The following is a 13012-nucleotide window of genomic DNA, read 5'->3' on the forward strand; positions in this document are numbered from 1 at the left end:
TATGAAAACCACAACCGCAACGCCGTGGATCCAGCATCCGCGTTTTCTCAAAATTCTCTATCCGACCCTCGTCGCGGTGGCGGTGGTGCTCCTGTGGCAGGGCGCGGTAAGCTATTTCCGCATCCCGGCCTTTCTGGTGCCGTCGCCGCTGGTGATGCTGGACAGCCTGTGGACGCATCTCACGCCGCTGCTGCTGGCGCTGCTGTTCACCCTTAAGATCACCCTGATCTCGTTTCTGCTGTCGATTGTCATCGGCGCCGCCGTGGCGTTTATCCTGGTGCAGAACCGGTTTGTGGAAACCGCCCTGTTTCCCTACATCGTGTTTTTGCAGGTGACGCCGATCGTTGCCATCGCCCCGCTGATTATCATCTGGGTGAAGGACGCCACCCTCTCGCTGGTGGTGTGCGCCACCCTGATGGCGGTCTTCCCCATCATCTCCAATACCACCCAGGGACTGCGCAGCGTCTCTCCCGGCCTGCTGAGCTATTTCCGCCTCAATCACGCCAGCCGCTGGCAAACGCTGGTGCGACTGCGTATCCCCTCGGCGCTGCCCTATTTCTTCGGCGCGCTGCGTATTTCCAGCGGGCTGTCGCTGATTGGCGCGGTGGTGGCGGAGTTTGTCGCCGGCACTGGCGGGACCAGTACCGGGCTGGCCTATCAGATCCTGCAGGCCGGCTATCAGCTGGATATCCCGCTGATGTTTGCCGCGCTGCTGCTGATCTCTCTCGCCGGGATCGCGCTGTTCGGCGTGATGTCCTGGGTCTCGCGTCGGGCGCTCAGCGCCTGGCATGAAAGCGAAGCCGTGCAATCTCATTAATGTTCTGCTGACGAACAGGAAAAAGAATGATGACTGATGAACAGCGTCAACAAGCGATAGCGGCGATCCAGCAGGCACTCCCGGCGCTGGAGTGGACCCTGCAGCCGGCGAAACTCAAACGGCTTTCCCGCGATTTTCACTGGTTCAGTCCGGTGCTCACCGAGCAGCTGGCGGGAAAACAGGCGGACGCGGTGGTTCGTCCGCGCGATGAAGAGGAACTGCGGCAACTGGTCGCCGCCTGCGCGCAGCACCAGCTGCCGCTGACCCTGCGCGGAAGCGCCACCGGCAACTATGGCCAACTGGTCCCCCTCGAAGGCGGGATGCTGGTGGATATGACCGGGCTCAACCAGATCGTCGCTCTCGGCAACGGCACGGTGAGAGCCCAGGCCGGCATTCGCCTGGCGGACATCGAAACCGCCGCCCGCCCGACGGGCTGGGAGCTGCGCTGTATGCCGTCGACCTATCGCCTGGCGAGCCTGGGCGGCCTCTACGGCGGCGGGTTCGGCGGCATCGGCTCCATCAACTATGGGCCGCTGGCGGCGCCCGGCAATGTGCTCAGCGTCAAAGTGATGACCGTCGAGCCGGTCCCTCGCGTACTGACCGTCCCGGCTCCCGAAGCGCTGCTGCTGCATCACGCCTACGGCACCAACGGCATCATTCTCGAGGTTGAGCTGGCGCTGGCTCCCGCGCACCAGTGGATAGAACGCCTGGACGTGTTTGACGATTTCGCCGATGCGCTGAACTATGCCAACGCCTGCGTCCGCTCCCCGGGGCTGGTGAAGCGCCAGGTGGCGCTGCTGGCCACGCCGATCGCCGATTATTTTAGCCACCTGAAAGATCGTTACCGCGCCGGCCAGCATGCGGTTATCAGCCTGATCGCCGAGGAGAGCGAAGGACTCTGCGCCAGTCTGTTACCGCGCCATCGCGGGAGCAACGCCATCCGTCAGACCAGCGACGAGGCCCGGACGCAAAACGCCTCGTTAATGGAATACTGCTGGAACCACACCACCCTGCATGCGCTCAAGGTGGACAATACGCTGACCTATCTACAGACGGCGTTTGATCCGCTGCGCTATCCGCAGCAAATTTTACAGATGGAGCAGCATTTCGCCGGGGAGGTGATCTCCCATATTGAATTTCTGCGCGATATCGAAGGCAACCTCACCGCCAGCGGTCTGCAGCTGGTGCGCTATACCACGCCCGAACGTCTCAACGCGATCATGCAGATATTTCGCGATAACGACGTCAAAATTAACAATCCCCACGTGCTGCAGGTTGAGGACGGCAAACAGGGGGTTATTCGCCCTGACGTGGTGGCGGTTAAACAATCTCTCGACCCGGCGGGATTGCTTAACCCCGGCAAGCTGCGCGGCTGGGCGCTGCGCGACCAGCTGGAACTGGACAGCAACCCGCTGGCGCGGGCCACCCGCGAAAGCCCCGCGATCTGATCGCCCCCGCTCCGCGTGCGGGCTAACGCGGAGCGGGCCCGTCTCTCTTCCCCCTGCCCGCACGGCGAGTTTTTTTACGTCACTCATTCATATGAATGAGTGGTGTCTCTGTTTCCTCCGTTATACTTTTCTGTAGTTGACGAGACGGCCGTTAAAAATTGTTCACAGCATTTTCTCAATTTTCTCTTTGAGCAAAAAAGAGGTCTTCTGATAACGGCCAATAAATTCCCTTGTATGATCAACAATGATCAGATCCGTTGCTAAGGAAATTAAAATGTCATTATCCGTGAATAGCTACCTAAAAGAAGTTGAAGAAATAAAAAATAAAGCCACCGCCCTGTCCAATAAAGAATTCAGTGACACTATTGATGAAAATGGCCATCAATACGTTGATCTGGTAATGGAGGGTGGCGGCGTCCTCGGATTAGCCCTTGTAGGTTACATATATATTTTAGAGCAAGCAGGGATAAGATTCATTGGTATCGCAGGCACGTCAGCCGGTTCAATTGCCGCCTTGTTATTATCTGCAATAGATGTACCTGAAAAAGAAAAAAGCGAACGCCTAATAGATATGATCGCCAACATGCCAATAAATACATTTATTGATGGGAAAAAGGACGGAGATTATGACCCAAAGAAATTTATGGATACTGCCACAGGCTTAATGAACTCTAAAAACAAGTCAGGGTTTAAATATTTTAGTGCATTTTTAAGGTTTCTTACGACAACGGACAACTTAAAAATAATGCAAGGACTGAATAGAGGCGATGAATTTGAGTCCTGGCTTAAAAAACAGCTATCATCTTTTAATATTTATACAGTCAACGATCTTAGAAAAAGAATGGCGACGACTCCATACGGATGGAAGCTTAGAAGCACCAGCATTGATAAACCATCCCAACTTGAAGGTAAACAATCCCTTGATGAACTGGATGTAAATCATGACTATTTATGCCTGATAACAGCAGATTTAGCCACCGAATATAAAGTTGAACTTCCTGTCATGGCAGAACTATACTGGGAAAAACCGAACGATGTAAATCCCGCGGTGTTCTGCCGCTGCTCTATGTCTATCCCTTTTGTTTTTCAGCCCTACACGGTAAAAATACCTCATATGGATAATAATCTACAATTGAAATGGCAAAAATATACCGGCATTAGTTTTCAAAGCAGATTAGCCACTCGATTTCCGCCACCTATCGCTTGTTTTGTTGATGGCGGCATCATGTCAAACTTTCCGATTGATGTTTTTCACAACCCCACAAAAATTCCAGCAAGACCCACATTTGGTGTCAAACTGCAACTTGACGATCACAGTCATGAAATTAATAGCACCCTTGATATATTTGCTCAATCGTTCAACACCGCCAGACATGCCATGAATTACGATTTCATTAAAAAAAACCCTGATTACAATAAGCTAGTATCATTCATAGACACTGGAGACATTGGCTGGTTAGACTTCAGTATGTGCGATGCCAACAAACTTAAATTGTTTAGACTTGGCGCAGAAACCGCTTATCAATTTCTTATTAATTTTGATTGGCATAATTACAAAAAAATCAGGCGAGATATTACTTCCGCTTATCAGACAAGCCTTCCCCTTACAAAATTAAATAGATACTTCAAGAACAAATAAATACTTCAAAGATAAAAACAGAAAAGTTCAGCCAGATAAGGAGCGAAACTCGAAAAAATCATTCTCTGCCATCCACAATTTAACAATCTACCTGATTAGGATAAGAACATGCCTAATGGTAATGACTTAATAAACGCAGCAAGAAGTCAGCTTAATGTTAAAGAGGAACCACTTAACAGCAACTCTGGCCCGATGGTAAATACCTATCTCGACTACGTGGGTAGCCCCTCCGGCTCGCCATGGTGTATGGCTTTCGTCTACTGGTGTAGTTGTCAGGCTGGTATTCCCGGCCTGCCTAAAACCGCCAGCGTAGCGAAATTCTATCAGGAGTCATTAGCGCACGGAAAAATAATAAATATTTCCGACATTGCCGTTGGCGATATTGTTTTAAGAGTAGATTATCCCGCCCAGTCTAACGGCAAAAAGCCAGGAGATCACGCCGGGATTTACACAGGTAAAAATAAGGCAGGCATCCCGTTATATATATCAGGTAACACCGTCTCCACAAATCCTGTAGTCACCGATGAAACTAGCTCATATGTTGATGAACATCAAATGAAGCATTTTAATTACGCAGCTCGCTTTTGGTAACGCGAAGTCTTATAGATGCTTTGAGAAATAGAGACATTGCTATTACCACACCTTCCGGCCGACGACTGTTTCACCAGGCATCGGCCCCTTTCCCCATACCGTCCCTGCCTCCCGCCTTTTCAGCCCAACGCCGACCTCACCCTGCGCCGGACAGTCCCGCCATATGGACGATAAGCCCTACCGCGGCGGCGGCGGCCAGTACCCAGGTCAGCTTCCACTTATAGCGAAACAGCAGCCCGGCGGCGGCGAGAGCAATGGCCGCAGACCATGGGTCGAAACCGGATGGCCCCCAGACGCTATGCCAGATAAAAAACAGCGCCAGATTCAGGATAACGCCCACCACCGCGGCGGTAATGGCGGTCAACGGCGCGGTAAATCCCACTTTATTATGCGTGGTTTCAATAAACGGCCCGCCGGCGAGAATAAAGATAAACGAGGGTAAAAAGGTAAACCATGTCACCAGGCACGCCGCCGCGATGCCCCCCAGCAGCACATCATCAACGCCCAACACCGCTTCGGTGTAGCCGCCGACAAACCCGACAAAGGTCACCACCATGATCAACGGTCCGGGGGTGGATTCCCCCAGGGCGAGGCCGTCCATCATCTGCCCTGCGCTCAGCCAGCCATAGTGTGTCACCGCCCCCTGGTAAACGTAAGGCAAGACGGCATACGCCCCGCCGAAAGTCATCAACGCGGCTTTGGTAAAGAACCAGCTCATCTGGGTCAGCGGGTGCGCCCAGCCCAGCATTAGCGCCAGGGTGGCCATCGGCACCAGCCACAGCAGTATCCCGGCGATCAGCACCCGGGCAGTGCGCCGCCAGCTGAACAGGGCGTGGGCTGGGATCGGCGTCGCGTCATCAATAATGGCTGCCCCGCCAGGCTGACTCTGCGCGCGATGGGCGTCGGCTTTGCCGAAGGTCGCCGGCGCCACCCGTCCGCCGATAAACCCGACGATCGCCGCGGTCAGGACGATCAGCGGAAAAGGTACGTTCAGCGCAAAAATAGCGACAAAGGCTGCGGCGGCAATGGCCCAGTAGGCGCCATTTTTCAGCGCCCGCGAGCCGATGCGGTGCGCCGCCTGCAGCACGATCGCCGCCACGGCGGGTTTGATGCCATAAAAAATCCCCGCCACCACCGCGACATCTCCCCAGACGAGGTAGATCCACGCCAGCGCGATGAGCAACACCAGCGAGGGCAAAATAAACAGCACCCCGGCGATGATGCCTCCCCAGGTTTTATGCATCAGCCAGCCGATATAGGTCGCCAGCTGCTGGGCCTCCGGGCCCGGCAGGACCATACAAAAGTTGAGCGCGTGCAGGAATCGCCCTTCCGAGATCCAGCGTCGGTTATCCACCAGCTCCTGGTGCATCATGGCGATCTGCCCGGCAGGCCCGCCGAAGCTGATAAAGCCGAGCTTCAGCCAGAAGCGAAATGCCTGCCAGAAGGAGACGGAAGCGACGATGGAAGGGCTGTCAGTCTGCGGAAGAACGACCGTTTTGCTCATGATTACCAGACCTCATTTCACAGGACTTCAGTAAGCCGTCGAACAGCGAGCAGGCTGCCGCCAGCAGTTGGTCATCGTCCGTAATGGTTTCCCGCAGCCCTGCAAGAATGCTTTCCCCCCCCGCCGCCTCCGGGGTGGATACCCCACCGACGTCCAGGAAGTGGATCAGCCGGCCCAGAGCGTCGGGGATAGCGGCCTCCAGAGCAAAGCGCCGGACCAGAACTTCGAAGGTCACCCGCGTGCCAACATGGCTGAACGGCGCCCCGTCATAATCAAAACCAACCGCCGTCGCCGGACAGTCCTCAGGCGCGGCCAGCCACAGGAATCGCGCCTCAGGGTCGATAAAGCGCTGAATTAGCCAGGCGCTGGCCAGACGATCGACCCACGGGCGTCGGCGGGTGGCCCACAAACGGCCGCGAAAGGCCTCTCTATCCAGAAGGCTCAGTTCGCCCGCAACCGCCTGCGGCTCGTCCGGCGATAGCCGCTGATTAATCGCCTGCTCGAGGGTGGCCAGTCGCTCAGCGGCCTGCTCCCGGGCGGCCCCCGGGAAAAAATCGATAGCCGCGATCCGCTGGTAGTCACGCTGAATTTTACGCAGCTGTTTGAGCTGAGCCGCCAGTCCGTCGGCGGATAACGTCTCCTGCAGCACCAGCAGATCCTGCAACAGCGCATCATACTGTTCGCGACGATCGAATAGCGGCCTGAGCGCCTCCTCTTCCGCCGACTCAATCGTAAACACATACCCGGCCCCGCCCTCCGCGCGGATCGCCTGGCAGGTGCTGAGGAAAATGTCATAGCCCTGGCGCACGTCGGGCAGCAGATAGACCCCGTCGCGCAGGACCGCCGCCCCGCTCTGCTTCAGGGTTCGCCAGACACGCATGCGCAGCGTGGCTTGAGACGTCGTCAGGTTAAGGATCAAGAGATGCATTGTCATGATGTAGAGATTACTACAGCATGTAGCGTGTGTGACGTTTATTCGCGCGCAGGTTAAGATGAATTTCAGCAATGCATAGCTAAAAAGCACAAAACGAGGGCCCGCGCAGCGGCAGGCCAGGCGCTAAGCGCGGGGCGGCGATAACGGGCGCAGCAGCAGGGTGAACAGCGCCAGCCCCACCGGCGCCAGGGAGCCCCACAGCACCGCGTTCCAGCCGAAGGCGTTGAGCAGAACGCCGGACGAAAACGAACCCACGATCATCACGCCGAAGACCAGAAAATCGTTGAGCGACTGAACCTGGGTCTTCTCTTCCGGGCGGTGGAAATCGATGATTTTCGCCGAGGCGCCGGTGAAGCCAAAGTTCCAGCCGATGCCGAGCAAAATCAGCGACAGCCAGTAATGATACACCCCGACGCCGCTGAGACCGACCGCCACCGAGGCGCCGGTGATCAGCAATCCCGCCGCCGCCATGCGCGCTGCGCCGAAGCGCTGGATCAGCCGGCCGGTGACAAATCCCGGACCGTACATCGCCATCACATGCCACTGGATCCCGAGGTTGGCGGCCTGCTGGGAAAGGCCGTGCATATGCATGGAGAGCGGCGCGGCGGTCATCAGAAAATTCATTACCATATAGGCCACCGCGCCGCTGAACACCGTGGTGGCAAAGCCCGGCTGGCGGACAATCTCGCGCAGCGGCCGCCCTCCGCGAACGCTGGCCGCCGCGGGCTCTGCTGGCGTCACGCCTGCCAGCAGAATGGCGGCGAGCGCCGCCACCAGCGCCTGAGCGAGGAAGGTGAAGGCGAAGGTATGAGTCGGCCAGAGGTGCATGGTGCCGGTGACCAGCATCGGGCCAATGATCCCGGCGGCCACGCCGCCGCCCATCACCAGCGACAGCGCGCGGGCGCGACGTTCCGGAGCGACGCCGTCGGCGGCGGCAAAGCGAAAACTGAGCGCCACCGCGGCATAGGCGCCGCCAAGCATCGCGGCGAAACAAAACAGCAGAAAAGAGCCCAGCACCACCGCCAGAGCGGCCGCCAGACCGGTAACCACCCCGGCGCCGGTACCGGCCATAAACGCGGCTTTGCGGCCCCGCTTACGCGCCAGCGCGCCGAAAGGCAGAATCGAGGCCGCCATCCCCAGCACAAACAGCGTGATAGGCAGCGTGGCCAGCGACGGGCTGGGGGCGATAGTATTGCCGACGATAGCGCCGGTGGCGTAGAACACCACCGAGTTGGCGCCGGCCAGCGCCTGAGCGACGGCCAGGCGGATGATATTGTTGTTCTGCGCCGCCAGCGGCAGCATCTGTTCGCTAGACATCCGTTGTTTTCACCAGTTTGAGAGTGGCGCCAGGCGGGTCGTCTGGCATCGCGCCCTGTTTGTTGGGTTCCCTGACCGTTACCTTAGCTGCAAAATACGCTTTTGCACCATAGTGAATAGCAATATCACCCGGCGACCTGGCCCTCTTCTGCGCCAGATAGCCGGGCCGGGCTTCGCAGCCCGCTTTTTTCACGGGATCAGTCGCGCCGCGCCGCGGCGAATTTAGCCGCAATCATCGCTTCCGTCGGCTGGACGCCCCCCAGGCTCCACTGCTCCGGGTCATGTTCATCAATGCGGATCCACACCGACTGGCGGAACTGCGGATCGCCCTGCCCCTCAATCTCCACCAGCAGATCGGTCATCCGCCGCAGCAGCTCACTTTTCTGTTCCGCGGTCATGATCCCTTTAATGGTTTGCACGTTAACAAATGGCACGCTATGCTCCTTAGCATCTAAGTCTAAATTTCAAACTCAGAGTAGAAGGCCAATCTCACGATGTCAAAAAATAAATCATTGCCCTACCTCGATCCTGAGCTGTGCGGCCTGGCGGAAGGAGCCAAAATACTGGGCGACCGCTGGGTGCTGCTGATCCTCCGCGAGGCGTTTTACGGCGTGACGCGCTTTGAAACGATGCAGGCGCATACCCATATTACCCGCCAGACGCTCACCATCCGGTTGAAAACCATGACCGAAATGGGCTTGCTTCGCAAAGTCCCCTATCGGGAAGCGGGGGCTCGCGAGCGCTATGAATATGTTCTCACCGAAAAAAGCCGTAGCCTGGCGCTGGTGCTGTTCGCCCTGATGGAATGGGGCCACCAGCAGGTGCTGCACAGCACGCCGCATATTGCGCTGGTGGACAGCGCCAGCGGCGAGGCCGTCCATCCCGGGTTCGTCACCGCCAGCGGCAGCGTGGCGAATCCCGCCGCGCTGCAGATCGTTAAGGCAGACGAACGCTGAGAGCGGCGCGGTTGCCCTGATACAGAACTTTCATAGGCCTCTGGCGGAAGCCGCGACGAGCAGGTATGTTGCATTGCCACGTTACCCGACGACTGGGTGACATTTTGGTTTCATCGAACGGTGCGATAAAGAATGAGGCTCTCTGCCGGGTCCGATCCCGGCTATTATTCGTGGCGCACGCCATGACCGCCCTGGTCCGCCGCTGATCCGCGGATCGTTCATGCTAAAGGAAGAAAATGTCGCTTCGTTCACTGCGGGCTTTATGTTTGACCAGCTTCTTTATCGCCGACGTTCGCGACGGCCTCGGCCCGTTTCTGGGGATCTTTCTCACCCAGCGTCACTGGCAGGCGGAGGACATCGGCCTGTTGATGACCGTCGGCGGCGTGGCCGGCCTGCTGGCGACCCTGCCCGCGGGCTTCATCACCGACACCTCGCGGCATAAGCGCGTGCTGCTGGCCGGGGTCTGCCTGGCGATCACCCTGACCACCCTCCTGCTCTGGTTCAGTCAGAAGACCAGCGTGGTGGCTCTTTCACAGGTTGCCAGCGGGATCTGCGCGGCCTTTGTCGGACCGTTAATCGCCGGGATCACTCTTGGGCTGACCCGACAGCGCGGCTTTAGCGCTCAGATGGGAAAAAACGAAGCCTTCAACCATGCGGGGAATTTCTTCACTGCGCTGATTGCCGGGGCCATCGCCTGGTACTGGGGCATCGGCGGCATTTTCATCCTGATGGCCTGTACCACCCTGTTTACCCTGATCGCCCTGCTGGCAATCCGCAGCAGCGATATTGACGATGACGCCGCCCGCGGCCTCGAGTCGGCCGTCACGCCCGCTGTGCCTGGGTTTGCCATCCTGTTCCGCCATACGCCGCTGCTGATCGCCGGCGTGACCCTGATGCTGTTCCATCTCGCCAACGCCGCGCTGTTGCCGATGCTCAGCATGCGGATCGCCGCCGCGCCGGGACACCTCAATCCGGGGCTGTTTGCCGCCGCCACGGTGATTATTTCGCAGGTGGTAATGATCCCGGTGGCCATCCGGGTCGCCGGCAGCATCGACAAATATGGTTACTGGCGATGCATTCTGCTGGCGCTGCTGATCATGCCCATCCGCGCGGCGCTGGCGGCCGCCAGCGACGCCCCGGCGATGATGGTCCCGGTGCAAATTCTTGATGGTCTGGCGGCAGGGATTTTGGGGGTGGCGGTGCCCAGCTTTATCGTCTCGCTGCTGCGCGGCAGCGGGCACGTTAACGCCGGACAAAGCGTGGTGATGCTAATGCAGGGCGCCGGGGCGGCGATGAGTCCGGCGTTAACCGGCGCTATCGCCGGGCGCTACTCTTTTGCTACCGCCTTCGGCGTGCTGAGCGTTATCGCGCTGGTCGCGCTGATAGTGTGGTGGCGCAGCGCCCCGCTGCTCACCAACTCGGTGTCGCCGCCGATCGGCGAGAGCGGCCAGTAAAGAAAGGATATCGTCAGGCGGACAACAGCCCCCTGCTGCCTGCCTGACGTGGGAAAGGCGTTAATTCATCTGCGGATTCAAGGTTATTTGCCGCAGAGCGTTCGCCATTTCGAGCTGAATCAGCTCTTTGACACCTTCGCGCTTAATAAACTGGCTGCGGTGTTTACTTTTTACCTCTTCAAGACTTTTTTTGATCTCCTGCGCCGGCAGTTTATACCAGCCGCGAGCCTGTTTCTCTCCGCCCATTTCCAGCCACAGCGATGAATAACTGGCTTTCACCAGATCGCTTTTCACGTGGTAATCGGAATCGATCGCGTAGACCGTAGTGATGCCGAAATAACGCAGGAAACCATACAGCACGCTCATGATGATATTTTTCGGCCGCGCGCCATGCAGCTCTTTGGTCAGCACCTTCACCTCATCATTGGTGATATCTTTCCCGCCCTGTATTCCGCCGATATAAGCGCGGCCATCGTCGGTACAGGAAAAACAGACGCTATAAACGCGCCGGTCGCCGAGAAACAGCTGCAGCATCAGCTCACCCTCCTCCTGAAACGGCGATGCCAGCAGCTTAACGTCAAGCTTTTCGCCATTTTTCAGAGGAATAGCAAACATCGTCCGGCCAAAATCCGCCACGTTATAGAGCTGCGGCAGCACATCGGGCTGAAACGTTTTCTCGATAAAATTCAGCGAACCGTGGGCAATATCCAGCTTGCGCCGTTTTGACATCCGTTTATTAAGATAGGCCTTAAAGGGTTTATCCTCGAAAGGCACCAGTCCCTGGGTCACGGCGGTCAATCGTGCGCACTGATATTTGGCGCAAAGTCCTTGATATTCTCTGTATTTACCTCCTGCGAGCGAGAGCTCTCTGCATTTTCGTAAGAATTTTTTATAGCTTATTTTGACCTGACCGATCACTTTATTATGTTTACGCCATTCTTTGATGGCGCCTGTAACAGTATGTTCCATTGATTAAGATCCATAGATTCATCCATAATCGCGGCCATATTAACATAAAAGCCATTCGTCAATGCTTAATTACACCTTCGTTGTCCTTTCATTTAATATTTAGGCAGGAAATTATTCTGGTGGAGATATTTAAAGCTAACGCCATCCTGTCAACGGTTATTTATGGTGGGTTTTATCTGCTGCCGGCGGACTTAACGCTCTGTGCGTTCGGCGCGAAGAGCGGTTACCTCCGCAGGCGGTTATGCCCTATACTTGACGCTGATTCAAAACCAGCAACGATAGGTAACTTATGGAAATTGATCTCGACAACCTGGTCTTCAGCGGCCTGGATGAAGCGGAAGAGCGCAACGCGGAGCGTCTGGAAGAAGCGGACAAAAAAGCCCAGGCGATCGTTGCCGATGACGATTGCGGCGACGCCTGCAAAATCTGATTATCAAACCGGCCTGCGGGCCGGTTTTTTTCCCCACGCCCCCTCAGGTGGGTAAATACCCTTTCAACGTATCCAGCAGCGCCTGCGCCGCCTTCGACAGCGGCAGATGTCCGGCATGGATCGCCCCAACGCACTTTTCAATCGGCGGATCGCTGAGCGGAATGCACACTGCCCCCAGCGAGGTCATCTGCGTTTTGCATAGCGCCGGCACCGCGCTGCCTCCCAGACCGCTGGCTACCATCCTCCCCACCGTCACCAGTTGGTGGCTCTCCAGCGCCACTTCCAGCTGACGCCCGCTGCGCGCCAGCGCCTCCTCCAGCATCAGGCGCACCGCCGAGGGACGCTGGAGGGTGATAAAGTCAAGAGTTAACAGCTCCTGCCAGGTGAGCTTTTTTTTCTTCGCCAGCGGCGATTGCCGGGGAACGATCGCCACGAAGCGGTCCACCGCCAGCGGGGTAAACAGCAGGTTGTGGTTGGGCGATGGCTCGAAAGCGATGCCCATCTCTACCCGCCCCTCACGCACCATCTCGATTACCTGCTCATTGATCACATCATGCACCGTGACGTTCACCCCGGCATAGCGGTCGCGGAAGGCTTTCAGCGCCTCCGGCAGAACGTTGGCGGCGAACGACGGCATCGCGGCGACCGAGATTTTGCCGCGCTGCAGGGTAAAGCTCTGGCGCATCGCCTCCTCAACGTTATCCCAGTCGGCCAGCAGTTGACGGGCCATCGGCAGAAAGAGTTCCCCCTCCTGGGTGAGGGTCACTTTGCGGGTGCTGCGCTGCAGCAGCGCGCCCCCCAGCGCCTCCTCCAACCCTTTGATGGTCAGGCTGAGCGCTGGCTGCGACAGATTCAGCCTTTCGCTGGCGTGGGCGAAATTGAGAGTGTGAGCTACCGCTAAAAACGCGCGTAACTGTTTGACACTCATTCTCATTTTTCATCCTGTTAACTAA

At 57.2% G+C, this 13012-nt stretch carries 13 protein-coding genes; 7 read left to right on the forward strand and 6 right to left on the reverse strand.

Going from position 1 to position 13012, the window contains the following annotated elements; all coding sequences use genetic code 11:
* The first annotated feature begins 1 nt into the window (after position 1).
* The 4 genes from ABLU73_RS18110 (at position 2) to ABLU73_RS18125 (ending at position 4495) form a co-directional block, all read left to right on the forward strand.
* Positions 2–817 (forward strand): ABC transporter permease, encoded by an 816-nt coding sequence (locus ABLU73_RS18110; protein WP_049093736.1) that lies wholly within the window; start codon positions 2–4, stop codon positions 815–817.
* 26 nt (positions 818–843) lie between these two features.
* Positions 844–2265, forward strand: coding sequence for an FAD-binding oxidoreductase (locus ABLU73_RS18115; protein ID WP_108433501.1), 1422 nt, complete (start codon positions 844–846; stop codon positions 2263–2265).
* Between the two features lie 274 nt (positions 2266–2539).
* Positions 2540–3904: a patatin-like phospholipase family protein gene (locus ABLU73_RS18120; protein WP_048294999.1), complete on the forward strand. Its 1365-nt coding sequence runs from the start codon at positions 2540–2542 to the stop codon at positions 3902–3904.
* Positions 3905–4012: 108 nt separating this feature from the next.
* Positions 4013–4495 carry a hypothetical protein gene (locus tag ABLU73_RS18125; protein ID WP_004202969.1) on the forward strand — a complete coding sequence of 161 codons (483 nt, stop codon included), beginning with the start codon at positions 4013–4015 and terminating at the stop codon, positions 4493–4495.
* Between the two features lie 136 nt (positions 4496–4631).
* Here ABLU73_RS18125 and chrA read toward each other — a convergent pair whose 3' ends face one another.
* From chrA to ABLU73_RS18145, 4 genes are all read right to left on the reverse strand, one after another.
* A complete protein-coding gene (gene chrA / locus ABLU73_RS18130; protein ID WP_114506078.1) occupies positions 4632–5999 on the reverse strand; it encodes a chromate efflux transporter in 1368 nt (455 codons plus the stop codon).
* Positions 5968–6927, reverse strand: a complete 960-nt coding sequence (locus ABLU73_RS18135; RefSeq protein WP_348850347.1) for a chromate resistance protein ChrB domain-containing protein — start codon at positions 6925–6927, stop codon at positions 5968–5970. The genes chrA and ABLU73_RS18135 overlap by 32 nt, the downstream gene beginning before the upstream one ends.
* 129 nt (positions 6928–7056) lie before the next feature.
* Positions 7057–8250: an MFS transporter gene (locus ABLU73_RS18140; RefSeq protein ID WP_264924695.1), complete on the reverse strand. Its 1194-nt coding sequence runs from the start codon at positions 8248–8250 to the stop codon at positions 7057–7059.
* 197 nt (positions 8251–8447) lie between these two features.
* On the reverse strand, positions 8448–8684 hold the full coding sequence (locus ABLU73_RS18145) for a tautomerase family protein (RefSeq protein ID WP_049003323.1): 237 nt from the start codon (positions 8682–8684) through the stop codon (positions 8448–8450).
* Between the two features lie 60 nt (positions 8685–8744).
* On the opposite strand from ABLU73_RS18145, the gene ABLU73_RS18150 reads away from it, so the two are divergent.
* Together ABLU73_RS18150 and ABLU73_RS18155 are read left to right on the forward strand one after the other, a co-directional pair.
* Complete coding sequence (locus tag ABLU73_RS18150; protein ID WP_048324517.1) at positions 8745–9206, forward strand: helix-turn-helix domain-containing protein; 462 nt, start codon at positions 8745–8747, stop codon at positions 9204–9206.
* A 236-nt stretch (positions 9207–9442) separates the two neighbouring features.
* A complete protein-coding gene (locus ABLU73_RS18155) occupies positions 9443–10660 on the forward strand; it encodes an MFS transporter (RefSeq protein ID WP_004202979.1) in 1218 nt (405 codons plus the stop codon).
* A 60-nt stretch (positions 10661–10720) separates the two neighbouring features.
* On the opposite strand, the gene ABLU73_RS18160 is transcribed toward ABLU73_RS18155, so the two are convergent.
* Positions 10721–11629, reverse strand: coding sequence for a DUF535 family protein (locus ABLU73_RS18160; protein WP_004202981.1), 909 nt, complete (start codon positions 11627–11629; stop codon positions 10721–10723).
* 289 nt (positions 11630–11918) lie between these two features.
* Between ABLU73_RS18160 and ABLU73_RS18165 the strand changes: the two genes are divergently transcribed.
* Positions 11919–12059 (forward strand): hypothetical protein, encoded by a 141-nt coding sequence (locus ABLU73_RS18165; RefSeq protein WP_002908189.1) that lies wholly within the window; start codon positions 11919–11921, stop codon positions 12057–12059.
* 43 nt (positions 12060–12102) lie between these two features.
* On the opposite strand, the gene ABLU73_RS18170 is transcribed toward ABLU73_RS18165, so the two are convergent.
* The gene (locus ABLU73_RS18170; RefSeq protein WP_048295005.1) at positions 12103–12993 is read right to left on the reverse strand and encodes a LysR family transcriptional regulator; all 891 of its coding nucleotides are present in this window, start codon (positions 12991–12993) and stop codon (positions 12103–12105) included.
* Positions 12994–13012 lie beyond the last annotated feature (19 nt).

Origin of the sequence: Klebsiella sp. GG_Kp175, assembly GCF_040062325.1 — a bacterium.
In the GTDB taxonomy this organism is placed as follows: Bacteria; Pseudomonadota; Gammaproteobacteria; order Enterobacterales; family Enterobacteriaceae; genus Klebsiella; species Klebsiella quasipneumoniae.